20 protein-coding genes are annotated in these 25,385 nt (G+C 39.2%); 13 read left to right on the top strand and 7 right to left on the bottom strand.

What is annotated here, in order from left to right; genetic code table 11:
- The first annotated feature begins 83 nt into the window (after positions 1 to 83).
- Genes IE199_RS07480 through IE199_RS07460 form a run of 5 tightly spaced genes read left to right on the top strand, consistent with a single transcriptional unit; the run spans position 84 to position 7,621 of the window.
- Positions 84 to 425 carry a hypothetical protein gene (locus IE199_RS07480; protein ID WP_063530254.1) on the top strand — a complete coding sequence of 114 codons (342 nt, stop codon included), beginning with the start codon at positions 84 to 86 and terminating at the stop codon, positions 423 to 425.
- Positions 418 to 1,776: an ATP-binding protein gene (locus IE199_RS07475; RefSeq protein ID WP_189768804.1), complete on the top strand. Its 1,359-nt coding sequence runs from the start codon at positions 418 to 420 to the stop codon at positions 1,774 to 1,776. Before IE199_RS07480 ends, IE199_RS07475 begins: the two co-directional genes overlap by 8 nt.
- Positions 1,764 to 4,559, top strand: coding sequence for a Z1 domain-containing protein (locus tag IE199_RS07470; protein WP_189768802.1), 2,796 nt, complete (start codon positions 1,764 to 1,766; stop codon positions 4,557 to 4,559). Before IE199_RS07475 ends, IE199_RS07470 begins: the two co-directional genes overlap by 13 nt.
- The gene (locus IE199_RS07465) at positions 4,546 to 5,541 is read left to right on the top strand and encodes a PD-(D/E)XK motif protein (protein WP_189768800.1); all 996 of its coding nucleotides are present in this window, start codon (positions 4,546 to 4,548) and stop codon (positions 5,539 to 5,541) included. The genes IE199_RS07470 and IE199_RS07465 overlap by 14 nt, the downstream gene beginning before the upstream one ends.
- Positions 5,519 to 7,621: an AIPR family protein gene (locus IE199_RS07460; RefSeq protein ID WP_189768798.1), complete on the top strand. Its 2,103-nt coding sequence runs from the start codon at positions 5,519 to 5,521 to the stop codon at positions 7,619 to 7,621. Before IE199_RS07465 ends, IE199_RS07460 begins: the two co-directional genes overlap by 23 nt.
- A gap of 231 nt (positions 7,622 to 7,852) precedes the next feature.
- On the opposite strand, the gene IE199_RS07455 is transcribed toward IE199_RS07460, so the two are convergent.
- A complete protein-coding gene (locus IE199_RS07455; protein ID WP_189768796.1) occupies positions 7,853 to 8,635 on the bottom strand; it encodes a CPBP family intramembrane glutamic endopeptidase in 783 nt (260 codons plus the stop codon).
- A 216-nt stretch (positions 8,636 to 8,851) separates the two neighbouring features.
- Here IE199_RS07455 and IE199_RS07450 point away from each other — a divergent pair, with 216 nt between their 5' ends.
- Together IE199_RS07450 and IE199_RS07445 are read left to right on the top strand one after the other, a co-directional pair.
- Positions 8,852 to 9,415 carry a Crp/Fnr family transcriptional regulator gene (locus IE199_RS07450; RefSeq protein ID WP_189768794.1) on the top strand — a complete coding sequence of 188 codons (564 nt, stop codon included), beginning with the start codon at positions 8,852 to 8,854 and terminating at the stop codon, positions 9,413 to 9,415.
- Between the two features lie 80 nt (positions 9,416 to 9,495).
- A complete protein-coding gene (locus tag IE199_RS07445) occupies positions 9,496 to 10,155 on the top strand; it encodes a cysteine hydrolase family protein (RefSeq protein ID WP_189768792.1) in 660 nt (219 codons plus the stop codon).
- A 54-nt stretch (positions 10,156 to 10,209) separates the two neighbouring features.
- Here IE199_RS07445 and IE199_RS07440 read toward each other — a convergent pair whose 3' ends face one another.
- Together IE199_RS07440 and IE199_RS07435 are read right to left on the bottom strand one after the other, a co-directional pair.
- Positions 10,210 to 11,196: a response regulator gene (locus IE199_RS07440; RefSeq protein ID WP_189768790.1), complete on the bottom strand. Its 987-nt coding sequence runs from the start codon at positions 11,194 to 11,196 to the stop codon at positions 10,210 to 10,212.
- 9 nt (positions 11,197 to 11,205) lie between these two features.
- A complete protein-coding gene (locus IE199_RS07435; protein WP_189768789.1) occupies positions 11,206 to 14,517 on the bottom strand; it encodes an MHYT domain-containing protein in 3,312 nt (1,103 codons plus the stop codon).
- Positions 14,518 to 14,810: 293 nt separating this feature from the next.
- On the opposite strand from IE199_RS07435, the gene IE199_RS07430 reads away from it, so the two are divergent.
- The 6 genes from IE199_RS07430 (at position 14,811) to IE199_RS07405 (ending at position 20,904) form a co-directional block, all read left to right on the top strand.
- A complete protein-coding gene (locus IE199_RS07430) occupies positions 14,811 to 15,308 on the top strand; it encodes a sigma-70 family RNA polymerase sigma factor (protein WP_189768787.1) in 498 nt (165 codons plus the stop codon).
- A gap of 3 nt (positions 15,309 to 15,311) precedes the next feature.
- Complete coding sequence (locus IE199_RS07425) at positions 15,312 to 16,277, top strand: FecR domain-containing protein (protein ID WP_189768785.1); 966 nt, start codon at positions 15,312 to 15,314, stop codon at positions 16,275 to 16,277.
- Positions 16,278 to 16,399: 122 nt separating this feature from the next.
- The gene (locus tag IE199_RS07420) at positions 16,400 to 17,209 is read left to right on the top strand and encodes an energy transducer TonB (protein ID WP_189768783.1); all 810 of its coding nucleotides are present in this window, start codon (positions 16,400 to 16,402) and stop codon (positions 17,207 to 17,209) included.
- Positions 17,210 to 17,265: 56 nt separating this feature from the next.
- Entirely contained in the window at positions 17,266 to 17,976 is a 711-nt protein-coding gene (locus IE199_RS07415) for a MotA/TolQ/ExbB proton channel family protein (RefSeq protein WP_189768781.1), read from the top strand.
- Positions 17,966 to 18,400: an ExbD/TolR family protein gene (locus IE199_RS07410; RefSeq protein WP_189768779.1), complete on the top strand. Its 435-nt coding sequence runs from the start codon at positions 17,966 to 17,968 to the stop codon at positions 18,398 to 18,400. The genes IE199_RS07415 and IE199_RS07410 overlap by 11 nt, the downstream gene beginning before the upstream one ends.
- 77 nt (positions 18,401 to 18,477) lie before the next feature.
- Positions 18,478 to 20,904 carry a TonB-dependent siderophore receptor gene (locus tag IE199_RS07405; RefSeq protein WP_189768777.1) on the top strand — a complete coding sequence of 809 codons (2,427 nt, stop codon included), beginning with the start codon at positions 18,478 to 18,480 and terminating at the stop codon, positions 20,902 to 20,904.
- A 65-nt stretch (positions 20,905 to 20,969) separates the two neighbouring features.
- On the opposite strand, the gene IE199_RS07400 is transcribed toward IE199_RS07405, so the two are convergent.
- The 4 genes from IE199_RS07400 to IE199_RS07385 all read right to left on the bottom strand — a co-directional run bounded on the left by IE199_RS07400 (position 20,970) and on the right by IE199_RS07385 (position 25,217).
- On the bottom strand, positions 20,970 to 22,115 hold the full coding sequence (locus tag IE199_RS07400) for a type III PLP-dependent enzyme domain-containing protein (RefSeq protein ID WP_189768775.1): 1,146 nt from the start codon (positions 22,113 to 22,115) through the stop codon (positions 20,970 to 20,972).
- Positions 22,115 to 23,371, bottom strand: coding sequence for a saccharopine dehydrogenase family protein (locus IE199_RS07395; RefSeq protein ID WP_189768774.1), 1,257 nt, complete (start codon positions 23,369 to 23,371; stop codon positions 22,115 to 22,117). Before IE199_RS07395 ends, IE199_RS07400 begins: the two co-directional genes overlap by 1 nt.
- A 341-nt stretch (positions 23,372 to 23,712) precedes the next feature.
- Positions 23,713 to 24,798 carry a sulfate ABC transporter permease gene (locus IE199_RS07390; RefSeq protein ID WP_189768766.1) on the bottom strand — a complete coding sequence of 362 codons (1,086 nt, stop codon included), beginning with the start codon at positions 24,796 to 24,798 and terminating at the stop codon, positions 23,713 to 23,715.
- Entirely contained in the window at positions 24,795 to 25,217 is a 423-nt protein-coding gene (locus IE199_RS07385) for a hypothetical protein (protein WP_229854590.1), read from the bottom strand. Before IE199_RS07385 ends, IE199_RS07390 begins: the two co-directional genes overlap by 4 nt.
- Positions 25,218 to 25,385 lie beyond the last annotated feature (168 nt).

Below are 25,385 nucleotides of genomic sequence, written 5' to 3'. Positions count from 1 at the left end.
TTAACTAGATCAATGATTTTTATATAGAATTATGTTAAACATACTCTCAGTTTCACTTTAAAATAATAAAGGATATTGCACAAATGGATTTTGAAAAATCACTAGTTAAGGTTGTTCTATATATATCAAGTAATGACGGTGTATTTTCCCAAGAAGAAGAGAGTGAATTAATAAGACTAGTAATCCAAAGCATTCCAAATATTAGCAGACAGTCACTAGATTCTTGGATCGATGAATTCTTTGAAGAAGACCTTCAATTAGAAAGTTACTGCGAACAAATCACCGATAAAGAAAGTCAACTACTAGCACTTAGCTTAGCGGTTAAAACTGCCTCAGCAGACGGTTTAGATCTAAAAGAAAACTTAGCCCTCCACAAGGTAATGAATTTTTGGAAAATATCTTGGAAGGAGATAACAGGTGCCTGAACATATAGACCTTTCTCCAAACCCTAAATCACATATTAAAACGTTAGCAAGAATAGGGTACAACCTTAACTCTGCAATAAGCGATATCATTGATAATTCTGTCACAGCAGAATCAAACAACATCTACACTGAAATAGATATTATTGATGAGAAAGCCGTTTTAATTATTCTAGATGATGGCTACGGAATGACCCCTGAGACGCTTATAGATTCAATGCGAATTGGGTGTAAAGACCCTGCTGATATTAGAAACGAGTTTGATCTGGGGCGATTTGGTTCAGGAATGAAAATGGCTAGTTTTTCTCAAGCGAGAAAGCTTACCGTAATAAGTAAGGATTCAAGCTCGAAACCCCAGAGTGCAACTTGGGATTTGGATTTAGTTGAACATGAAAATGCTTGGAAACTTATCAAACACTCCGAAGTAGAAACAAATGATTTATGTTCCAAATTCAATATCCAATTCGGTAAGCAAGGGACAGCCATCATATGGGAAAATATAGGAAAATATGATGGATATCCAGTTTCAGAGCTTCAAGCTGTCTTGGGTCAAGACCTGACTAATTTAAAAAGCTATGTTCGATTACACTTCCATAAGTTTATGGAAGGTAAAAGAGCAATAAACTTCTATTTTAACTATCAAAAGCTAGAACATTTCGATCCCTTTTTAAGAAGTCGTAGCGGCTATCAAGAAGGACCATCTCAAAAGTTTAGGGTTAAGAAAGGTGGCAGCATTGAGCTCAGAGTGCATATACTTCCTCATGAATCAAAGTTAACAAAATCTGACTTAGCGAAGTTAGGTGGCACAGATCAGATAACAGCTAACCAAGGGCTATACGTTTATAGAGCAAATCGGCTCATTATCTCAGGTGGATGGTTTGGTTTAACTAGATTATCTCAACTGGGTAAACTAGCTAGAGTCGAAGTTAATGTGCCAACAAGCCTCGATGAAGAATGGTCAACAGACGTAAAGAAATCATCACTAGAAATACCACATAAAGTTAAAGCTAAGCTTAAACAATTGATCAGAGAACCAATAAAAAGATCACAAAAAACTTATCGTTATAGAGGCCGTTTAGAAGAAGCTAACGCATTCTGGAAAGTTAATGAGAATGAAAGGGATAAGAGTATTAGCTACGAAATAGCAAAGGATAATACCTTGCTAAAACACCTTTTATCGACGCTAAATAATGAACAAGCCTCCACTCTAATTGAGTATTTAAAAAATTTATCCGCAGAAATACCTATTCATCATATATACGAAAAAATGTCCTCTGAGCCTAATCAGATTAATCAGAATGATATTAGCTATACCGACTTATTGGAAGGATTGAAGAAATTATGGAACAAGTAGCTATTGAAGATTGCACTAATACGCTCCTTAGAATTTTTAATGAAGCAAAAGCATCCGGAAAGAAAGTTGATGCAGAGTTCATAAACACTACTATTGAGCAGCTTAAACTATTGCTTCCTCAGTATAAAGATTTCAGTGATGAAGACTGGAAAACTATAAAGTTTAAAATTGAAACTAGTATAAATGTTGAAATTGATGAAGGCCCAATAATTTTAGCTAACCCAAGGGTTGAAAGATGGTTAGATCATAAGCGTGGAGAAATAGATTGGAATTATTGGAAGGCTTACAAAGAGTTTCTGCTTGATCAAGGTCGTTCCCTAGAAGTTATCAAAGAAACAGAGAAAACTATTGATGAGATTTTAGACTGCTCTGGAGATCCTCAGAAGGAAGGAAAGTGGAATCGTCGAGGGCTGGTAATGGGAAATGTCCAGTCAGGTAAAACTCAAAACTACCTGGGTTTGCTTAACAAAGCTATAGATGCAGGATACAAGGTAATTATCGTTTTAGGCGGTCACTTAAATGAACTAAGAACTCAGACTCAAGAACGTTTAGATGAGGGAGTTATAGGAAAAGAGTCTAAAAAGAGATATGAAAGCGGACAGCCAATCGGGGTTGGTAAATATAGAGCTGAGCACCTAAGAGCTTCCTTTTTAACAACTACAGAAGGAGATTTTAAAAAGTCTGTAGCAAATAGTTTTGGCATTCATTTTTCAATCGTTGACGGCGCCATAATATTCGTCATAAAAAAATGGGCATCTGTCCTCAATAACTTATCTGAGTGGATAGCAGAAAAACATGATTTAGATGTTGAAGCAGGACAGAAATTAGATCACCAATTGCTATTAATCGATGACGAAGCTGACTATGCTTCAATTAATACCAAACATGAAAAAGGTGATATTACTGCTATAAACAACAATATAAGGAAGCTTTTAGCTCTATTTAATCGCTCCACGTATATTGGTTATACAGCAACACCATTTGCCAACATTTTTATCGATCCTGACGAGGAACATGTAGATATTGGTGATGATCTTTTCCCCGAAGACTTCATGATACGAATTCCCACTCCTGATAGTTACGTTGGACAAAAACACTTTTTTCAATCTAATGATGACAGTAAGGCCGATCCAGTTGTCATAATTGACGACAATGAGGTTCTTTTGCCTGCAAAAAGTAACAAAGAGACTCCGGTAGGTGTATTGCCAGAATCGCTAAAGGAAGCAATCAGATGTTATTTAATTACTGTTGCTGTGAGGTCACTTAGGGGCACGCCTAAGGCACATAGCACAATGCTAATTAACATGACTCACTTAACTCTTCTACAAAATAAAATTGCAGAAGTAGTTGATGAATACATGGATGAAATACGCAGCGCCGCTGATTTTGCAATGGGTTACTCGATGGAATTAGCGGTTAAAAAAAGTCGTGTGATCTCAGATATAAAAGACAGCTTCTATAAGTTTTATGAAATAAATGAATCTTTTGAGGAAATTTTTAATCATTTAAAGAGAGCAATTGGTAAAACGAAGGTATTCGCTGTACACGGCAAGTCAGGAGAAAGTTTAGACTACTCAGCATACAAAGCTAACGGTTTATCAGCAATTGTTATTGGAGGGCATAAGCTGTCTAGAGGACTTACTTTAGAAGGACTCACCATATCCTATTTCACTAGAAACTCTAAAACCTATGATACGTTGATGCAAATGTGTCGCTGGTTTGGATATAGACCTGGATATAAAGACTTGTGCAAACTATTCATAACAGAGGAGTCATTTGAATGGTACGAGTTTATTTCCAATGCAATTGATGAACTTTATCTTGAGCTTGAAAGGATGTCAGAACAAAAGAAAACCCCTGGCGAATTTGGATTAAAGGTTAGAGAGCACCCAGGAGCGTTGTTGATTACTGCGAAACAGAAGATGAATGCGGCACACAGCCATACACGCTCGCTAGACTTAGCTGGGAGGAGATTAAGAAAGTATGAGTTTTACGTTTCGGATGAAAATAACTTAAACAATCTAAATGTTACTAGAAACCTGATAAATCGTCTATTTGATGAAGGTGTAAATCAATACAGTGCCGCTGATGGCTCAACTATCTTTTATGATGTAGATCACTCTGTCATTAAAGACTTTATTTCAGATACGAAGTATGTGGAGGGAGAAGTCACCGATGATTTGTTACTACAGTATATTTCTAAACTTGAAAAGTCGGGTTTACCTAAATTTACCGTATGTATCAAAAATATAAAAAACGAGAAAAATTTATGGTGGTCTCAAAAGCAAGTTCAGGATGGAGATCCTGAGTTACCAAGTATTATTTCATTAGATCATAGATTACCTCAAATAAAACCGTCCAAGCGGAAGTTATTGGCATCTGTCAGCGGAAATACTGTTTGCTGGGAGAGACAAGAGATTGGTGATAAGCATGACGAAAGGTATTTCTTGCAAGACCCCGATAATGCACCAGAAGAATCGAACCCCTTTTATTATATTACAAATCCAGAGCGCAACCAGCCTGGGCTAATAATATACACGCTATCTATCGGCACATTACCTAAAAATGCTAAGAAGGGTGGCGATGAAATTTTAGGAGTTCCTCACAAAGATCCAACGATTAGCTACTCAGTCTCTTTTCCTTTACTAGAAAACTTAAAAGGTAAGTCAAAAAGAGAGATTGATCGTCTGAGCAGAGAAACAAAAGTCTCCTATGTAGTCAATCAGATATGGAAAGCTCTCAATGAAGATCTTGTACTTGAGTATGAAGATGATGACGAATAACTATCGAGAATTTTTTAAAGATAACCCTTGGGAAGGTATAGAATCGGGTTCTTATCCGTCTTCAGCTAGAAGGTTGTATAAAGAGGATTCTAGGTTTTGGGTTTCAGTTAATGCAGAAGGAAACTTTCTATTTTTTGCAGAAGAAGAAGGTTGTTTTGAATTTGATATAGCCAATAAATTGGACTGTCTAGACATTAGGCTAGATCAAGTTAACGATAAAACTCGATTTGTATGTATTCTTACAGACGCCGAAATGTTTGATAAGTTTCGTACAATTGCTAAGGATGTTGCTGCATATTCGACAGAGTATGGCGGTTTGAATATGTTCCGTAGTGTTATATTGAGAATTTATTCATGGAGTGAATTTTTGAAACCATCAAGGTCAGGTCTGGGGTTTCGTGAGCTAATTGGATTTTGGGGCGAATTATTTATATTTCACGAATACTTCGCTAAATATTGCGGATTTCAAAATGCTTTGAAGGCATGGATAGGACCAGAAAACAAAAAGCAGGACTTTACTTTTGATGATGTTTCTTTCGAGATCAAAACCAGCATTGTAGGTGATGATAATAACCTTAAGATTTCTTCAATTGAACAGCTTCAAAAGGTTACAACCAATCTATACCTAATAGCTTTTAGAATTAATGAGAGTTTCGAATATTCAGGTTTAAGTGTCACAGATTTGGTAGATAAATGCTTATCATTAATCGGTAATAACGAAGCATTGAAAAGTGAGTTTCAACATAAGATCTCAGAAAAATATGGTAAAGCCAATGATGTTGAAATTGTACGAAAATTCATTGATATAAATATGGTAACTTATGAAATATCAGAAGACTTTCCTCGAATAGTCCCAGACAACTTGCCGCATGAAAAAATACTAAAAGTGAAATACACAATAGATGGAAATTCGCTTGAGAAACATATAACTTCAAAAACAATAAGGGAGATTATCGAAAATGGAACAGCTACTTCAGTTTAAAAATGAACTTATAAATGGCGTAAAACTTTCTGCAGAAAAAGACCTTTGTTTTGAAGAAGAAAAATTCTTTGAACTTGTTTCCGAGTCCATTTCAGAAGCAGGGATATTGGACAATATAGAGTACCACCCATACAGAAATACGAATAAGTACATGAAGATTGATGGATATAGTTGGAATCCATTAGAAAAAACACTTAGCGGTATTATTACAGACTATGAAGATATAGAAGACATTTTAACCATAACCAAATCCGACTTAGTTAAGCTTGGAAAGAATGTATCAAGGTTCTTGGAAAAAATCGATGATGAAGTCTTTCTAGACTCATTAGAGGAATCTACAGACCGAGTCATAGCTAATTCAATGAACTTTTATCTTCCAGAAGTTTTGAAATTTAGAGTTGTTGTACTTAGTACTAGGAAGCTAAGTGAACGAGTAAAAAAAATTACGATTGATGAAATAAGAAATAAACCAACATCTATAGAAATTTGGGATTTGGATAGGCTAAAAACTTTATCTGAATCAGGCACTGAAAACGAACCATTTAGCATAGATTTTCTGAATATTTGTAATGGGCTTCATAATCTACCTGCAAATACTGAAGATGAAGATACTCATACGTACCTTTGTGTAATGCCAGGAAAGGTATTAAGCGATATTTATGATGAGTTTGGACAACGATTACTCGAAGCAAATGTGAGGACCTTTCTAGACTTTAGATCAGGAGTTAACAAAGGTATAAGAAAAGCCTTGTTAACAGAACCAGAAAACTTTTTTGCATACAATAATGGACTTACATGCACAGCTACTAATGTAGAGTTTAGAGAAATAAATGGTCAAAAAGTAATTTCAAAAATGGATAATTTACAGATAGTTAACGGAGGGCAAACAACAGCATCAATTTATTTTTCGCCAAAAGAAAAAGGTGGTATTGGAAATAGGCTCTACAAAGACATAGATCTAGAAAAAGTGTTTGTACAGATGAAACTTACGGTTATTCGTGATGAAGATAAGATTGAGAACCTTAAATCTCGTATCAGCCAATATGCAAACACCCAAAACTCCATCCAAAAAGCAGATTTAGTATCAAATCATCCTTATCATCGAAACATAGAGAAATTGGCACTTTCTATTCCGATGCCAGCAGGAGACTCTGGTCTATCAACTAAATGGTTTTATGAAAGGGCAAGAGGTCAATACTCGACTAGGGTTAGGGGGCTTAGTAAAGCTCAAAAAGATCGCTTTATGCTTGAATACCCTAAAAGCCAGAAATTTGTTAAGACTGATATGGCGAAGTATGAAAATACATGGAGAATGAAGCCTCATGAAGTCAAAAAAGGAGCACAAGAAAATCTAAAATTATTGGGTCCTGTAATCGCAGAAGAATATGAGAAGGATGAATCTAAATTTAAACATGCTTTTTACAGAGAACTTATTGCCAAAGCTATTCTATTCAAGAGTGCAGACTCAATAATTGCAAAATCGGATTGGTATAAAGAGGAGAAGGGATTTAAAGCAGAAGCTGTAACATATACATTGTCTTTTCTAAGACATTTGCTTCTTTCACAAGGAAAAGATCTAAATTTACTACGAATATTTCAAAACCAATCAATCTCTAAATCATTATCAGCTCAAATAGATGTATTAGGTAAATTTGTGAGAGGAAAAATTTTAGATCCTTCTTTTAGGCAAGGACAAGGAAACCCGTCAGAGTTTTGCAAATCACAAAAAGGCTGGGATATATTTAAAACTGTAAACTTTGATCTAGAGCTTCTTACCGACTCAGATTTACTAAATGCCAATGAATTGAAAGAGAAAAAAGAGGACGATAAGAACCTTAATGAAGCAGGAGCTCAAATTGATGCTCAAACAGGAATAATGGATGTCAAAAAAGAAGAATGGCTAGCAATAAGCAATTTCTATAAAGATCAAGGCTATCCTCATTACCATAAGAACATTTCTCTTCCGACTAAATGTGCAAATATGTATTTAGGTGGAGACTTACCGTCAGACAAGCAAAGTAAAGAAGCTCTAAATATTAGAAGTCGAGCATATAATGAAGGGTTTGATTTTATTAACTAAAATGGTAGCGCGAGTGGTAGTTCAGTGTTAATCTTGCCAAGACGGCATTGCTGGAAGGCTTGATTTTATTGGGCTACAGACCCGCTCTGGATATTGTTCTTCGTTGAGATCCAAAATATTGAATAGGCCTTATTATCAAATCTTTTAAGCCCCACTTTGAAGTGATTCCCAATAGTTGAACATTACAATTACTGGAAAACACTTTATATCAGGAACTTTTGGTTTGAATAACTAGGCCGCTTTTTGGCGTTTTCTTGATGTAAGAAACTTTAGTTTCGGGTTGTTCCAAAGGCTTATGACAACAATGAAAAATAAAGCGACAATAACAAAGTAGGGAATTAATGCCTGCTGAGAAATGTTCGATACCTCAGACAACGACATAATTGAATTCATATAGGCGTGTAAACAAACGGCAATGGTGACAGAGCGGGTATGTTTTACTGCAAATCCGATAATAAAACTGAGCACGATAGTGCCAAATGACAGCAACAACATGTTCTCAATCGGTGCGCCGTATTTTATGGCGCCAATACGCATGGGTAAATGCCACAACTCCCACATTAATCCAATCAAAATAAATTGCCCCACAGGCGGTAAGCAATCCAAATTGGGTTGTAGATAACCACGCCAACCAAGTTCTTCGCCTAGAGAATTAAAAAATGCAACAGCGTTAAAGATAACTAAAAAGAATAGAATTTGTTGTGTGGTTAATAACGGAGAAAACATACCGACAAACAATAAACTAGGTAATACATACACCAAAATATTTAGTGGTTTGCCCCCTCGAAACAGTTGATAACGTTTACTAAAGGATTTTGCGTTTTTAGTTTTGGTAAGACGCCAAATAATAAGTGCCGCTAAGCCTGGTCCCCACATGAAAAGTGAAGTTTTTAATGGTGGTGGCAGTGGAATAGTTTGCCAAATACTTGGATAAAACTGCATGCAGATCATAAATGGCCATGATATTAAACATGCCAAAAGATAAAATAGTGCAATTGGTTTTAGATGACTCATGTTGTTATCTTCAATCCCTGTTGCATTCTGCAGCAAAACAGTTTGTTAACCTTGTGTAAACAATAGTGGTGCATAGGCGAATATTGAAGAAAATTTACGTATATTTACAATTCTTTTACTACTAAGGCTGCGCTTCGATGCCGAAATGTTGCACCAATGGTATTGAAATGATTTGTTTTATTGAGGTTTTCTTAAGTTAGGATGATTGATATTAATATGACGTTAAATTTAACTGATATTTTACAAACACAGGGGGTGGAAGCCTTAGCCATGCCCAATGTGCTGCCTTTGTTTAAATCCGTTAGTTTTACTGCGGGTAGCACTATATTGTCTGCCGGTGAACGTTGGTACAATTTATTGGCGATCAAACAAGGCATTTTTCGGCTTTATTATTTGGACTCAAATGGTAAAGAATCTAACAAGGGGTTTTTTAGTGCTGGGCAAATATTAGCACCCATGGCGCGCTCTGCTATAGAGCAACCAGTGAAGTTTTACATCGAAGCGTTAACGGATGTTAACGCCTATCAATGTAAATATTGTGCTTTAACAACGGCCTTGCAGCCCTTTGCTCAAAGCCAGATGTTTTTTCAGCAACTCACTGAGCAACTGTTAGAAGATAAAATCAATCGTGAGCTAATGTTCCTCCAGCTCGATGCTCGTAAACGTTATCAAGTATTTCAACAAAATTACCCTGAATTGTGTCAGCAAATTCCTCTTCGTCATATTGCTTCTTATTTGGGGATGACAGATGTCACCTTATCTCGAATTCGTCATTCATAAAGCGCCTTATAAAATGTTAAGGCGCGTTGCTAAAAAGCCTTAAATAATAGCTTCGGTTTAATGTAATAAACGGAGAAATTATGAAGTTAATTCAGCTTTTAACCTTACTATTGATTGTTAATATATCGCTATCACCGCCAACCTATGCGAAAGGCGAAAATTTAAAACACAGCGCTGTTGTGTTGATTGAGTATCAAAATGAATGGGTGTCTTCCCAAGGTAAGCTTAGAAACTTTTTAGTTGAAGATGACAAAGCGTTTGCTCATGCTATTGTGCAATCAAAAAAGTTACTTACGGCAGCGAGAAAACAGGGCATGCAAGTTATCCATGTTACCTTAGCACCAGACGTTAATTACAAGGTGTTTGGACAAGCGCAGTTTGGCCTTCGAGCCGCCATTCCAAAAGTAAAAACCTGGCAAGGAAAGATGCAAGATATTCATCCTGACTTTGTGCCACAAGCAAATGAGTATGTTATCACCCAGCGAACAGGTGCCTCAGCCTTTGCGGGTAGTAGTTTAGATAGCTATTTGCGTAACAATAAAATAGATACGTTGTATTTAGCCGGTTTTGCAACGCATGTGTGTGTTGAATCAACATTAAGGGAAGCTCATGATAAGGGCTACAATACTTATGTGGTAACTGATGCGACTGGTGCTTTTAAAGAAGCACAACAAGACTATTTTGAGCAGCACATATTGCATCATTTTGGTGAAGGGATCACCGTCTCAGAATTTAATTAAAAATAACAGGTGCTGGTTTAGTTTTGCCAGCACTATTTCGCAAAAGTCTAAGCCTTATTCATCTTGGTATTGATGTTTGATCGCTAAAATTTTATCAAGTTCTTGAACTAATAAATCAACCAACTTAGGTTCAAAGTGTTTGCCACTTTGTTCTTGGAAAAAAGCCATAGTTTTATCTATGCTCCAAGCTTCTTTGTAAGGGCGAACACTGGTTAATGCATCAAAAACATCGGCAACGGCTACAATGCGGCCTTCAATGGGAATTTCTTCACCTTTTAAACCCTGAGGGTAACCGCTGCCATCCCATTTTTCGTGGTGTGTGAGGGCAACCACTTTAGCTAGTGTGATCAACTCTGAATCATCATCACCCAGAATTTCAACGCCAATTTGTGGATGTGTTTTCATAATGGCAAATTCTTCATCGGTTAATTTGCCGGGTTTTAGCATGATGTGATCTGGAATGCCTATTTTACCCACGTCATGCATAGGTGCAGTATGCAACAACATGTCAGCTCGTGCATGATCAAGGCCGTAAGCAAGCGCGAGTATTTGAGCAAAATGGCTCATGCGTACTACATGCATCCCTGTTTCATTGTCTTTAAATTCAGAAGCGCGACCAAGGCGCTGAATTATTTGTAAACGAGTAGCTTTTAATTCTTCTGCATCAACTAGAGATAAATGGGTTTTAACTCTCGCGCGCACGACAGGTGAAGACACTGGTTTGGTGATGTAGTCGACTGCGCCTATTTCAAAGCCTTGTGCTTCGTCGGTTTCATGGTTCAGTGCAGTGACAAATATAACCGGAATTTTTCTGGTGCTAGCCTTAGCTTTTAACTGCTTGCATGCTTCAAATCCTGTCATATCGGGCATCATAATATCGAGCAAAATAAGCTGAGGTTGATTATCTGTTGCTAAGCGAATGGCTTCTTCGCCACTTTTAGCAAAAGCTAAACGATAATCCTGATGTAAAATTTGTTTAAGCACTCGCAAGTTAGCGGGCTCATCATCAACAATTAAAATCAGTGGTCTAGTGTCTAGCATGTTACAACCTTAGTTTATTTCGTTCAGTAAAGTATCTATTAAGGCCACTCCTTGGGGGAATTCAAAATCATTTATTGCTTGGCATATTGCGTCGAGTTCCACTCGGTATGCGCTTGCCACTTGTTGCTCAATCAACATTAAAGCTGTTTCGTCAATTTCGTTTTGTTCAGCAGCAAGTTTTAGCTGGGTTAATGCGTCAATAATTACGTCAACATTTTCAATACGTGAATCGGCTGACTGTTGATCATTATGTTGTGCATTAACTTCTTTTTCCACCTCTTTGTACATTGCCTGTATATGTTCAATGATAGTACCACTTTGTTCAGGATGGCTGTTTAACACCGCTTCAAGTTTTTCAAAATGGCGCATCAAACTAATCAAAGACAAGTTACCACATGTACCTTTTAGTTTATGTGCAACTGCTTTTAAATCTGTCCAGTTATGCTGTTGTGCTAGCGCTGGCATGCAGTCAAAATCATCGGCCTGCTGAGTGATAAATTGCGCTAATTCCTGATAGTACGCTTGGTGTGAACCCCAAAGCGCAATGCCCTTTTTCTCATCGATCAGTTTGCCTAAAGACTGATCGTTACTTGATACATCTGCTGCATAAGACTCCAGTTCAAGTACACGTGCCACTTCATTAAAAAGTGCAATAAGGTCAACAGGTTTATTGGCAAAACCATCCATGCCTGCACTTTGTGCGGCAACACGGTCATCATCAAGTACACTGGCAGTAAAAGCGATAATTGGCAAGTGCGGCAACGCCATTTCTTGTTCAACTTTTCTACGTTCTTTAGCCGCGGTTAATCCGTCCATAATCGGCATTTGAACATCCATTATAGCTAAGTCGAGATCCTCTTCAGAGGCCATGCGAATTAATGCTTGTTGACCATCACGAGCAGTTACCACGGTATGGCCTTCACGCTCTAACAATACCGTTAATAAGTCAATATTTTGCTGAATATCATCAACAACTAATATTTTCATTGGTGGCAAGCTTATGCGTTGTTGTGTTTGTTCAACAACCGGACGCTGTCCTGACTGCAGCGGCAAAGACACGGTAAATGTTGTGCCCTTATTTAATTCACTTTCTACCGTGATAGTGCCGCCCATCAATTCTACCAGTTGTTTACTGATGGTTGTGCCAAGTCCTGTTCCGCCAAAACGACGACTCATCGAGGCATCAGCCTGAGTAAATGGGTCAAACACAGTGGCTAATTGTGGTTCGCTCATGCCAATACCGCTATCACGGATCACAAATTCAACCTGGTTATTTTGAGTTGGCGTAACGCTAACTTTAACAAAACCTTCTTGCGTAAATTTAATCGCGTTATTCAGTAAGTTGGTTAACACCTGACGAATACGTTCTGGTGAACCACTGTAGTTTTGTTTTAATTTAGGTGATACATCAACGGTTAGTAATAATCCTTTATTGCGCGCTTGTAACCAAAGTGTTGAAACCACTTCATCAACTTCTTGTATTAGTGAAAAGTCACGTATTTCTAACTCTAGCTTGCCTTTATCAAGCTTGGCACTATCTAATACGTCATTGAGTAGATGCAGTAATGATTTTGCTGAATTGTTGATAGTTTTCAGCTGCTTTTGTTGCTCTTCCTGCAGAGGGCTTTCTAATAAAATATCACTAAAACCAATTATAGCGTTCATCGGTGTGCGAATTTCATGACTCATGTTGGCCATAAAACTGGCGCGGGCTAAGGCCGCTTGTTCTGCGGTTTCTTTTGCTTCTCTGAGCGCTAACTCCATTTCCCTTCGTTCGGTAATGTCCATAATAAAACCGTCAAGCCAAGCGTCTTTTTGGCCATGAGCTTTAATATGTATGCCTTGTTCCATCATCCAGCGTATCTCACCATCGTGTCTAATTAGGCGATATTCAATTTTAAATGGGCCGTCTAAGGTGACACCATCGATCACTCGTTGTTGATCGTCTGGATGAATAAGATCAGCAAAACTGCGTTTAGGGTTTGGTAGTAAAAAGTCTTTAGCTGGATATCCAGTTATTGATTCAACCGCATCACTGATATAGATCATAGGCCAATCAATACTTTCTTTACATCGGTAAGCAATGCCTGGAATATTGGTAATAAGTGAGCGGAACTTCTCTTCGTTATCGCGCAGTGCTTGTTCCATTTTTATGCGTGGTCGAATGTCGGTGATAAAGGCGACAAAAAAGTCACTGTCACTGAGTTTTACATGACCAATGGCAAGCCGAATGGCGACTCTGTTACCATCTTTGTGAACCGCTTCCACTTCTCTACCTTTGCCGATGATATTGGCCTCACCTGTGTCAAGGTAGCGTTTTATGTAGTCATCATGTCCGTCATGGTATGGGTTTGGTACTAAAACATTGACGTTTTTGCCTAATAATTCTGCCGATGACCAACCTAACAGTTTTTCTGTTGCTTGGTTGATATTAAGCACCTTACCTTTACTGTCGATACTGACAATACCATCAACGGCTGTGTCCATCATGGCGCGCAACCGGCGTTCATTTTCTATAGATTTACGTGAAATATCTTTGTAGCGATAAATCATGTTTAAACCTAAAACTAAGCAGATGATAACGACAGTGGTGATAGAAATACCTAAGGCAAGATAAATTGAAATTTGTGAATCTTGGTTGCTTAACTCAAGCCCAGGCGGACGCACAAAGCGAGCTGCTGCCATTCCTGTGTAATGCATGCCAGTTATTGCGCAGCCCATAACAACGCTAGCCAACAGCTGGGGATACCACCATTTCATGCCTTTTTTACGAAAAACTGCTAAGCCAAAATGGATCCACAGCGAGAGCATGGCAAGAGTGACGGCAACAACGATTGATAAGGCAAATACCCATAATTCGTAGCGCAATAATGGCGCCATTTCCATGGCTGCCATGCCGGTATAATGCATGGTGCCAATGCCAGCTCCAACTAAAACACCACCAATTAACAAAGAAAGGAAACCCTTGTGGTGGCTGTTGATGTAGTTCAGTGCGACCCAAGAAGCAAAAATGCCTGGTAACATGGAGACTAGGGTAATAGTTGCGTTGTATTCAACTACGGTGCACAAGTTAAATGCCAACATACCTATAAAGTGCATGCTCCAAATGCCACCACCAAGTGCGATACTGCCAATGGCGTGCATGCTATGACGTCGAAGTCTAGACACTTTATCAGTTGCTTGACTGGCAACTTGCAGCCCCATAAAAGAAGCAAAAATAGCAATAAAGATAGAAAGAGCAACCAACCAAGGGTTGTAGTTGCCATAAATCAGAATACTGTCACTCGGGATAGTAAACTGAGCAATAATCCAATCTAACATATAACAGCAGCTCCGTTACGCAACAGGCGTAATGTGTAGATAAAGTTTAACTTTCATACCTTACAACAAACCCAAAATATTGGGATATAGGATTTGTAACTTGGCAAACTTGGCTTTCAGTTTTTACATCAAGTTTCATTGTGTAGGCTTTACCAACAAGTGTACACAAGTTTTTAGCGCACCGCTGACACTAATTGTTTGTTGAAAAAGCCACAACTTAGCTTGATGACAACGACAGCTTTGATCAATAATGCGAACTGATATTGAAAATGATTTGCATTACGGTTGTTGCGATGTCGATAGTTCAACAAAATTTTGATGGTATATATCTGGATAATCGGTCTTGGCTTGCCTCTTGGTTGTGTAAAAAAGTCGGCTGTGCTGAGCTGGCTGCCGATATTTCACAAGACACTTTTATCCGGCTGTTAACCAATAAAAATAATGCCCGCGCAATTGAAAACAAGCCTAGAGCATTATTAACGCATATTGCTAAAGGTTTAGTTATTGATCACTGGCGCCGTAAAGATGTTGAACAAGCCTATTTATCGGCTATCTCTCATGCATCAGAGCACGAAGTTGTTGGGCCAGAACACAAATATATTGTGATTGAAACTTTAATGCGACTGGACAAAGCGTTATCTCAGCTACCGACATTAACGCGAAAAATATTTCTACTCGCGCAGCTAGACGGATACAAATACAAGGATATTGCCCAGCAGTTTGATATTGCCGAAATCACGGTAAAACGTCACATGAAAAAGGCATTTATTGCCTGCCTGATGTTGGACTAAATAATGCAATTAAACACACACAAAGATAGCGCCGTTATCGAACAAGTGGCTGATTGGCTGGTATTGCTGCAATCTGACGACGTGACAGAGCTTGATATTAAGCGTTTAAATTTGTGGTTAGCGCAAAATAAGGCACATCGAGATGCTTGGCAGCAGGCAAATCATTTTTTAACCAACATCGAGCATTTACCCTGCTCGGTTAATAGCCAGACGATGTTAACGCTTAATCAGCAAGGTCGGCGCCGTGTAGTAAAACTGCTCAGTGCTTTGTTTGCCATTCCCACAACAGGTTACTTAACGGTGCAATCAGGGCTACATCATAGCGTGATCGCCGATCATCAAACTGCTATCGGTGAGTCAAAGACCGTCACTTTAAACGATGGCAGTGTCATTGAATTAAACACCCAGACTAAAATCACCACTACCTTTAATCAAGTACAGCGCAGCTTGAATTTGCTCGCCGGTGAAATATTTATCACCACAGGCAAAAAACATGGTGAGCTATTACCGCCTTTTCGGGTGATAACGGATCATGGTGTCATCGAAGCACTCGGTACTGCCTTTAATGTCAAAGCAACGGAACAAGGGATAGAAGTTGAAGTGAGTGAACATGCGGTTTTGGTCACCACTGAGCATGCTGAGTTAATGGTAAAAGCGGGAGAGTCACTTAAATTTAGCCGACATATGTTACAGCCTAAAGTGAACAAATTGCAGTTATCTGCCATGTGGCGCAAAGGGCTTTTTGTCGCAGCTTCTTTGCCATTGTTTCAACTTATTGAAGAGTTGGGGCGTTATCATCATCGGTTGGTCAATATCGATAATTCGATAAGGAATATTCAAGTGTCAGGTACCTTTGATATACATGATTTCACCGGTACGTTAGCACTTTTATGTGAATCATTGGCGATTGATGTTGTTTATCGTACCAAGTGGTGGCTGGCGATTGTACCAAAGGCGCCGCATTCATAGAGCTCAAACGGGCATATTTTTATTTGCTATTCACTACAGCTGATACTTTTTATGGTTTGGTGCGGTAAACAGGTATAGAAGCTATTTGAAACAACGCTGCGCGGCAGTAATAAGGTAATCAATTGAAAAGTGTTTTCTCAGGGATAAAGATCCCTGCGATGGTATTTGCCGTTCACTTAATGTTTATTGGTTTGATGTTTGTTGAGTTAACACCAGAACCAGTGCCGCCGAAAAAAGTATTGCAAGGCATGCTGGTGACGCGATCTCAGCCCGTGGTTTTTGAACAAGCACACTCAGTAAATGAGCCGCCGCCTGCAATTGAAAATGAAATGCCGCCGGTTAAAGAGCAAGCACCTGTCAAGCCGATAACGCAACCGCTTGAATCGAGTCAGGTAGATAATGTGCAAGTGGAAGCTCAAAGAGCAGTGCCAACGCCGGTTAACAAAAACGATACGCCGATAAAGCCGGATGCTAAATTATCACAGCCAAACCCCGAGCAAAAGCTGCTAGAAAAGATAAAGCCAGCTGACAAGCCTATCGAAAAAACGATAGCGCCAATTGCGCCAAAACAAAGCACCAAACCAACTGAAACACCAACACCAACGCCGCAACCAGCCAAGGCGGTGGTTGAAGCCGAACAGGATATTGTACCGCCACGAGTTGATGCGACACTTGGGCAAAACCCTGCACCACCTTATCCCAGAATTTCAAGGCGGTTAAAAGAAGAGGGCACAGTGTTATTAGAAATCTACATTCTGGCTAATGGTCAAGTAGGTGAAATGCGTATTAAACAAAGTAGTGGTTTCAATCGGCTTGACCAAGCTGCTCGTGCGGCGGTGGCAAAATGGCGTTATCAACCGGCGACTAAAAATGGTCAATCAATCGGCTTTTGGTATGTGCAGCCAATTTACTTCTCTTTAACTGACACTTAAATAACTCATTTAACTAAAAAACTAAAATAACTCATAAACTTAAACGGAACGCTTTTATGGAAAATCCTTACGGTATTGCCTCGCTGTGGCAGCAAAGTGACTTTGTGATCAAATCGGTTGCAGGCGTGCTGCTGATCATGTCGGTGCTCACTTGGTCAATCTTGATCAGTAAATGGTTAACACAAGTAAAACTACTGAAACTATCCACTAAGTTGCCGGCATTTTGGGCGGCGTCAGATATTGAGCAAGGCTTAGCTAAACTCGATAACAAACTAATACACGACCCATTTTTTAGCTTAGTGCACGCCGGCGTTATGGCTAAGTCACAACATCAAGACAATGGCGCAACATTAACACATAGCTTGCCACTTGCTGATTGGATAGCTGCAAGTTTGCAATTGTCTTTAGAGCAAAGTAGTGAACAAGCGCAAAAAGGCTTAACAACCTTGGCATCAATCGGAGCGACAGCGCCCTTTGTCGGTTTATTTGGTACCGTTTGGGGGATTTATCATGCGTTGATCAAAATTGGTGCAACCGGTAAGGCAGGTATCGACCAATTGGCAGGCCCCGTCGGCGAAGCGTTAGTCATGACAGCGTTTGGTTTGTTAGTGGCGATTCCTGCTGTGCTTGCTTACAACGCTTTAACCAGAAGCAATCGTAAATTGGCGAGCAGACTGAATGGCTTTGCTCAGCAATTAAATGGTTATTTGTTATTAGGCTCCGTGCCGGAGGTGGTTAACATCAAAGGAAAGTCACATGGCGTTTAATAGCGGTCGCGACTCACAAGATGCGATGGCAGAAATCAATATGACGCCCTTGGTGGATGTGATGTTGGTGCTGTTAATTATTTTTATGATAGCAGTACCTGTGATCACTCAGTCAATTGAGGTCAATTTACCTAAGGTGCAAACCGTAACCGAGAATACACCCCAAGACGCTATTGCGTTAGATTTAAAATTAGATGGTTCACTGTGGTGGAATAAACAGCAACTTAGTTATCAAGAATTGACGGAAAAGTTTAAAACCATCGCGCAAACAGAGCCGCAGCCAACCATTGAACTATATGCTGATGGCGACCTTGCCTATAAATCGGTAGTGAAAGTTATGGCGCTGGCTCAGCAGCAAGGTGTCATTAAACTAGGGTTTGTGACTGAACAGGAAAAATCTTCGTCAGTGTCTGCGGTGCAATAAATTATTCAAATAATAATGATACTTAATTTCATTTGGCTCGGTAATTAAGTTAATAATGACGAAATGAGTATGATTACATGTATTTAAAATCTCAAACAAAATTGATTTTAACCCCGATTGCATTTGGCATTGTTATGGCAACCATGAGTATGCCTATACACGCCGATAAACTGAGCTCAAGTTATGCCGCGAAACAGCGCCAGCCGTTAACTTACAAAATATCGGCGGGTAGTTTAACTGAGGTATTAACCGAATTTGCAGCAATATCAGGTGTAAAATTGTCTTTTAAAAGCGCCACTTTACAAGGTTTGACCTCTGCTGGTTTAACTGGCCAATACACGGTTGAGCAAGGTTTTAAACAGTTATTAGCAAATACCCAATATCGCGCAGACTATACCAATAATGGCTATATTTTAGTGCCAACAAACACAATTGCACTACCGTCAGTTAATGTGCTGGCATCTGGGCTTGAATTAGCCGAAGGGCCGGTTGAAGGTTACATTGCGAAACGTTCTAGTACAGCAACCAAACTTGGCGCTGCCATTGAAGATATTCCTCAGTCTATTAATGTGATCACCGCCGACAAAATGGAGATTCAAGGCGCTAGTCGTATAACTGAAGCATTAGCCTATTCACCAGGTGTTAACGCTGCGCCATGGGGTGATCAACCACAGTGGGACTGGATCTATATTCGCGGTTTTGACGCTTACAAACCTGGCGTTTATTTAGACGGATTGCAAATGCGTAATAACGGCAACTGGGGGATGTGGCAGGTAGACGCCTATAGTCTAGAACGTCTAGAAGTATTAAAAGGTCCATCATCGGTGATGTATGGTGTTAACGGTCCAGGCGGCGTGATTAACTTAGTCAGTAAACGCCCAACCACCTTTAGCCAAAAAGAGATTGTTGCAGAAGTTGGTAATAATAGTCATAAACAGCTTGCCGTCGACTTCTCTGGTCCGCTCGATGAACGTGGTGAATGGTTATATCGCTTAACAGCAATGACCAAAGACAGCGAATTAGAAAATACACCACTGGATGATAAAAGGCATTATTTTGCCCCTTCTATTACTTGGAGCCCAACAAAACAAACACATGTAACGGTTTACGGCCAATGGTTTGATATTGACTCAGGTACTGATACCAACGAAGTTTTACTCCAAGGTTCAATTTTACCTAACCCCAATGGTAAAACAAAACTACCACTGTTTGGCGGCTCAACCGACTTTAACGGTATTGAACAAGAGCAGTGGTTGATTGGTTATGATGCTAAACATCAATTTGATAATGGTTGGACGGTCTCTCAAAAAGGGCGCTATGCCAAATTTGATATGGACTTTCGAACGGTTTATAAATCAGGCTGGATCACAAAAAATGAAGATGATCCGCAACATAAAGATAACTTCCGTTTTGTAAAATTAACGGGGTTAGCCAGTAAAGAAGATGTCACCTCTAAAAACATTGATACCTATATCAGTAAAACGTTTGATTTCTCCAATGTTAAACACCAAATTTTAGTTGGTGTGGATTACCAAAAAACCGAGTTTGAAGTTGATGCTGCTTGGGGCGCGACCTTTGCACCACTTGATGTATTAAACCCAAAAAACAAACTGGCATTTAACAATGTGCCGAGCAACATTACTGGATTGTCAGATGTTAAACAAACTGGTGTGTATGTTCAGGATCAAATAACTATTGGTGAGCACTGGATTGTTAACCTAGCAACACGATATGACGAAACTGAAACCAATTCGTATCAATTAAATGGTGATTTTGTTGAACGTCAAAAAAGTTATGGCCAATCGTCGCGTGTTGGTGTGGTGTATAAAGCTGATAATGGCTTAGCACCTTACATCAGTTATTCAGAATCCTTTGCACCATCAGGTACTATCGACCCTGCACAGTTAAAACCATTTTCACCAGAGAGAGGTCAACAGGTAGAAGCTGGTATTCGATACACACCAAAGGATGATAGCGGTCGATACAGTTTTGCGGTATTTGATATTACCCGAAAAGACTACACACAGTGGGTGTGGGATGAGCAACCTCATCCTGAGCAAAAGGGTGAAGTAAATGTAAAAGGTGCTGAATTAGAGGTATTGCTGCAACCTACTGAAAATAGCAACTTAATGGCGAGCTATTCATGGATCCCTAAAGCAGAAGTCGTCAATAGCGTTAACGAGGCTGAAATTGGCAAACAAAGTAACGCAGTCTCTGAACATACCTTGTCGGTATGGGGCGATTATTATTTTGATAACGGTATACAGGTGGGATTCGGTGCACGTTTTATTGGTGAAAATAACGGAACGGGTGAAAAGTCACCTAAAGAAGTACCGAGTTACACTATGGTTGACAGTAGCTTAAAATATGATCTTGCGCAGTGGAGTTTAGCACTCAATGTTAGAAACTTATTTGATCAAAATGAGCTGAGTACATGTAACAGTAAAAAGTGTTATTACACCTCCGGAAGACGTGTCACGTTAAGTGCAACTTACATGTGGTAACACCATTAAAAAAGGCGAATGTTACCATTCGCCTTTTTTATCAATTTGGTTAAATCCAACAAGATTTATCGAATAACCGTTGTTAAGTAGCGGTCATAATCGTCTAAACGATGGCGTTTAATTTCGCCGTGTTTATCAACCACGATAAAGTCGGGTTGGCTAACACCATTAAAATGATGACACTGCACTAAGGTATATGGCGATTGATCTAAAAAGGTGATGCAATCGTCAAGTTGTAGTGGTTGTTCAAGGTGATATTCACCAATAACGTCACCCGTTAGACAGGTGTTACCACCAAAAATATAACTGTGTTTCTCTTCATTGCGGCCTAACTGACCTTCAGCGATATCCACGTTATAGTCTGGGCTTTCTAAAATATCAGGCATATGGTTTTTAGCACTGACATTTAAAATAGCAATTGGCACTTCATTATTGATTAACGACAATACTCTGGCTTTTAATACGCCTACATCGGCATAAACATGTTCACTTGGCTCGATATAAACATCAAGTGAATAGTTGGCTTGTAAATGGCCTACTACCTCAGCCAACGTTTGATAGTCATAACCTTCACGGCACACCATGTGTCCACCGCCCATGTTGATGCGATCAACTTGGTTTAACAGTTCAGGAAACTTGTTTTCTAGTGTGGCAACACAGCTTTTTAAATCGGCCGCACCTTGAGAGCATAAAGCGTGAAAATGAATGCCACTGACGTTGTAGCGCTTAATATCTTCTGGCTTAAACTCAGCGATGGTAATGCCAAAACGAGAATGAGGTTTATTTGGGTTGTAGCCGGCAAAAACCTCTGTTTCCATGTCTTGGTGTTGTAGGTTTAATCGAATATCTATTTTCACGTTAGCAGGCACACGATCAGCAAAACGCGCTAAATCTTGATGTGAATTAAACACCACATGGCTGCTGTAGCTCATTAATTCGTCAAAGGTATCTTCGTCATAAGCAGGACAATAAGTGTGAATTTCACCTTGGTAATGCTCGGCACATGAACGTGCTTCATTTAACGAAGAAGCGGCAACACCATCGAGGTATTGCCCAACTAAGTCAGCGGAATGAAGGGGGTTATACCCCTTCAACGCTAACAATATTTTTAGTCCGCAGCTTTCTTTAAACTGCTTTAACTCAGCAAGGTTTGTTTCAAACTTGCCTTCATCAAAAATATGGGTTGGGCGGCGTGGTGCAGATAACTCCATTAAAGCTCAACCTTCTGACCGGCAATGTCGAATGAATCTACCTCTAAACCGTAAGTGTCAGATAACTCAGTAAACAAGGTATTGTTTAAGTTCGGTAAGTTCTCTGGCACAAAAATACCGTTGCCGTCAAAACGCAATAGTGCGTCAAGGAACAAACACGCTGGAACACCTGTACTCCATGCAACAGCACCTGTGTGAGTATCTGCCCAGCAATCTTCATGACGCATGCGCCATACACTGATCAAATCCATCTCTGCTGAGTTTTCACCAGCAGATTCTACACGCATACCCGCTGGACCTGTTACTAAAGGTGCAACGTCACGTGGGTGTGGCATCAGTGAAGACAAGAAACGAATTGGAATGATTTCACCACCTTGACCATCAGACACAGGTTCAACACCTAGTAAACCTAAATCACGGAATAACTTGAAATATTTGATGTAATCTTCACCAAAACTCATGTAGTTATAGATGTTTCTAATGTGTGGAAACACCATATTAATGGTTTCTTGCTCTTCGTGATAAATGGTATTAAAGCCCACTTCAACATCGTCACCAATGTTTAATGGATCAACGATATGAAAACGCTCAGAAAATGCTGGCGCTTCAGTCCATTCACCATCGCGTAAAAACTTCGCCGGGTTGTCTAATTCTTTTAAGTTATCTTCAGCAGCAAAGTTAGTTGCCCAAGGGTACTTATTTTGTAAACCACCGTTGTAGTCAAAAATTTTCACACTTTCACATGCACGTTTAGCATCGTGAAAACGCGTTAATAAGTTAGTGATGCCTGGAGAACCACCGCCACCAAGAAGCGCTTTTAAGCCACGCTTTTCAAATTCTGGTGCTAAGGCTAATTGTTGCTTGTAGCTAAAGCCTTTTGTATCTAATTCTTCATAACATGCCGTATCAACATAATGGCTATGAGTATCTAATGCCACTTGCATTAGTTTCATGTCTAGGTAAGGAGAACCTAAATTAAATAATACTTGTGGTGTATCAGTCGCCGTTGATTGAATCAGCTCAGCTAATTCATCGGTTTTATTAAATACGTCAAGTTGACGGAAATTAATGTGACCAGCATGAAGGTCGCTGTTGACATTTTCTTTAAGTAAATCCAATCCACCTGAACGGTTTGAAGCAACAACCGTAATGGCTTGTTCTGGATAGAGTTTTACCAGTTTATACAGGGCAGCTTTAGCGACTTCACCTGTGCCGATAACGTAGACAGTATTGGGTGTTAATTGAGTTTGCGTCATAGTGGTAAAAACCTTCAAAAACAAGGCGACATTGGCGCCTGAAATCAAAAATTTGCTTGTTGTTAAGCATGTACTTAGGGTACGTAAAGTTTGCTCATTTATCCACCCCTAAGATTTGAGCGGGCAAGTATAGCTATTTTTCTTGCCTTGCATAGTTTTTTCATTCACATTGCATGGTTTTGTGAACATTTCTCTACTTTTTAGCTGACTTTTTAGCATGTTTAGCTTTTTTAATACTGATATAGAATAACTAACCTTCATGGAACAACTGATTGATTCAACGAAGGCTGTAAAAATAAAAAAGCTCCAACTTTGGAGCTTAATCGTTTTGCTAAGTCAGTCTAAAAAACAAAGTTAAACATGACAGTAGCTAAATCGGCATCCCTGTCTTGTGGGGTTGTGGTAAATGAGCCTCGTTCACCTGCAAAGCTTTTAAAGCTTTGCAGTTCCATATTGACCGACAAGTTATTTAAAATATCGTAGCGAATGCCTATTACTGAACTGCTGCCAGATTTACCATCAAAAGGGGTTACATCTGTTTTTTTCGTTTTAGTTTCGCCATATAGAATGTAAGGGGTAAATTTATGCATTCGATAAGCAAGGCTCGCATACCAAGTGGAGCGAACATTACCTATTTGGCGTTCAGCGGTTAATGTCCAGTTATTTAATTCATATTCAGCGCCTAAAGAATAGAGTTCAAAACGTCTATCGGGTAAATCGATTTCTCGTTTAGCAACGCCGGGGGCTGGATTGTTGAAGATAAACACTTGGTCATATTCGGCGTCGAAATAGGTAAATTTCCACTTGAAAAAGTCTCCGTGTAACTCGGTTGAAAAGCCCAGTATATCTTTGACATCAACGTCTACATGGAACGATTTACTTATTTCTAAGGTATTTTCATCTTCAAACCCGATAAATGGCGTAACATTTACTTGATAGGTATCAAAAAGTTCAAAGTTCCAAACTAAATTAATCCCATTGTATGCCGTAATACCCAGTATTGAGTTGTAAAGTTCTTCTGGCGGACGTGCAGTTTTATATGCGTGACCAACAAAATAATATTCAGAGGCTAAAAAGGCGGGCAGTCTTAGTCTACCGGCTCGAAATTCAAAGTTTTCATGAGTATAACCCAAATAGGCCCACTCTAGTTCAGGGTTGGACCATTTGTCTTGAGGTCTTTTAACAACTTGAGCTGAGGCTTTAAATGCATCGTTGTAGTAATCTAATTGTAAGCCAAAGGTGGTGTCACAATCCCAACACCATTGATCAACAATTCTTCTGTTAATAATTAACGGTGTTTCATTATCTGATTTAGTCACAGAACTTGAGCCAAATCCACTTAATGATAACTTGTCTGACAATTCAACCGATGCGTATGCGTATTGGCTAGTGACAAGTGCCAAAACAAAAATCAGCTTCCTGCTCATTGTTGTTTCTCCTTTTCAACGACATACAATACGTTAACGTGTTTTGGCAAATTAGCCAATGGTGCGTAACCAATACGAGAATCTTTTTCTGATAGCCATTGTAATAAGCTTTCTAAATTAGCATTATCAATTTCTTTTGGTACTCTTGCTTTGCCTGAAAAAGACAAGCCAGCCCAGTGAGCATTCATCTGTGCTAAATCTTTACCTAGCAATTCTTGATAAAAAGTTGTTCTCACCTCATTTTCACTTGGCCAATCTGAGAGCTCGATGATTTGTCCTTGCAATGTTTTTATTTTTCCTCTGTACAACATACGAGCTTTGCCTTTTGACAAGGTTTTAAAATCAGGATTAAGGGAGATGATAGCGTATCCTTCAAAGGCATAAGTAATTGAAGAAAAGGCAAAAGCAACTGTTAGCATTAAGAGTAGGCTAAAAGTTTTAAACAGATTGTTTTTGTTAACTGCCGTGTATGGATAAGGCAAAGCTGGTTGCATCCTTTTCGAGCTTATAAAATTGCACTACAAAGTAGCCTAGCTGAAATTACAAAATTGGCAAGTTGAACAATTTTTAACGAATTTGTATTCTGT

It is taken from the genome of Thalassotalea marina (genome assembly GCF_014656435.1).
Lineage (GTDB): Bacteria > Pseudomonadota > Gammaproteobacteria > Enterobacterales > Alteromonadaceae > Thalassotalea_C > Thalassotalea_C marina.
Note: the sequence above shows the minus strand (reverse complement) of the source record. Positions and strands in the feature narration are given on the sequence as shown.

Excerpts from the sequence above, each read along its gene's own strand:
- IE199_RS07385 (WP_229854590.1), bottom strand. The coding sequence starts at position 25,217 with ATGCTAACAGTTGCTTTTGCCTTTTCTTCAATTACTTATGCCTTTGAA.
- IE199_RS07435 (WP_189768789.1), bottom strand. The coding sequence starts at position 14,517 with ATGTTAGATTGGATTATTGCTCAGTTTACTATCCCGAGTGACAGTATT.
- IE199_RS07460 (WP_189768798.1), top strand. The coding sequence starts at position 5,519 with ATGGAACAGCTACTTCAGTTTAAAAATGAACTTATAAATGGCGTAAAA.
- IE199_RS07465 (WP_189768800.1), top strand. The coding sequence starts at position 4,546 with ATGATGACGAATAACTATCGAGAATTTTTTAAAGATAACCCTTGGGAA.
- IE199_RS07395 (WP_189768774.1), bottom strand. The coding sequence starts at position 23,371 with ATGACGCAAACTCAATTAACACCCAATACTGTCTACGTTATCGGCACA.
- IE199_RS07410 (WP_189768779.1), top strand. The coding sequence starts at position 17,966 with ATGGCGTTTAATAGCGGTCGCGACTCACAAGATGCGATGGCAGAAATC.
- IE199_RS07415 (WP_189768781.1), top strand. The coding sequence starts at position 17,266 with ATGGAAAATCCTTACGGTATTGCCTCGCTGTGGCAGCAAAGTGACTTT.
- IE199_RS07455 (WP_189768796.1), bottom strand. The coding sequence starts at position 8,635 with ATGAGTCATCTAAAACCAATTGCACTATTTTATCTTTTGGCATGTTTA.
- IE199_RS07480 (WP_063530254.1), top strand. The coding sequence starts at position 84 with ATGGATTTTGAAAAATCACTAGTTAAGGTTGTTCTATATATATCAAGT.
- IE199_RS07470 (WP_189768802.1), top strand. The coding sequence starts at position 1,764 with ATGGAACAAGTAGCTATTGAAGATTGCACTAATACGCTCCTTAGAATT.
- IE199_RS07390 (WP_189768766.1), bottom strand. The coding sequence starts at position 24,798 with ATGAGCAGGAAGCTGATTTTTGTTTTGGCACTTGTCACTAGCCAATAC.
- IE199_RS07400 (WP_189768775.1), bottom strand. The coding sequence starts at position 22,115 with ATGGAGTTATCTGCACCACGCCGCCCAACCCATATTTTTGATGAAGGC.
- IE199_RS07425 (WP_189768785.1), top strand. The coding sequence starts at position 15,312 with ATGCAATTAAACACACACAAAGATAGCGCCGTTATCGAACAAGTGGCT.
- IE199_RS07450 (WP_189768794.1), top strand. The coding sequence starts at position 8,852 with ATGACGTTAAATTTAACTGATATTTTACAAACACAGGGGGTGGAAGCC.
- IE199_RS07445 (WP_189768792.1), top strand. The coding sequence starts at position 9,496 with ATGAAGTTAATTCAGCTTTTAACCTTACTATTGATTGTTAATATATCG.
- IE199_RS07440 (WP_189768790.1), bottom strand. The coding sequence starts at position 11,196 with ATGCTAGACACTAGACCACTGATTTTAATTGTTGATGATGAGCCCGCT.
- IE199_RS07405 (WP_189768777.1), top strand. The coding sequence starts at position 18,478 with ATGTATTTAAAATCTCAAACAAAATTGATTTTAACCCCGATTGCATTT.
- IE199_RS07430 (WP_189768787.1), top strand. The coding sequence starts at position 14,811 with ATGTCGATAGTTCAACAAAATTTTGATGGTATATATCTGGATAATCGG.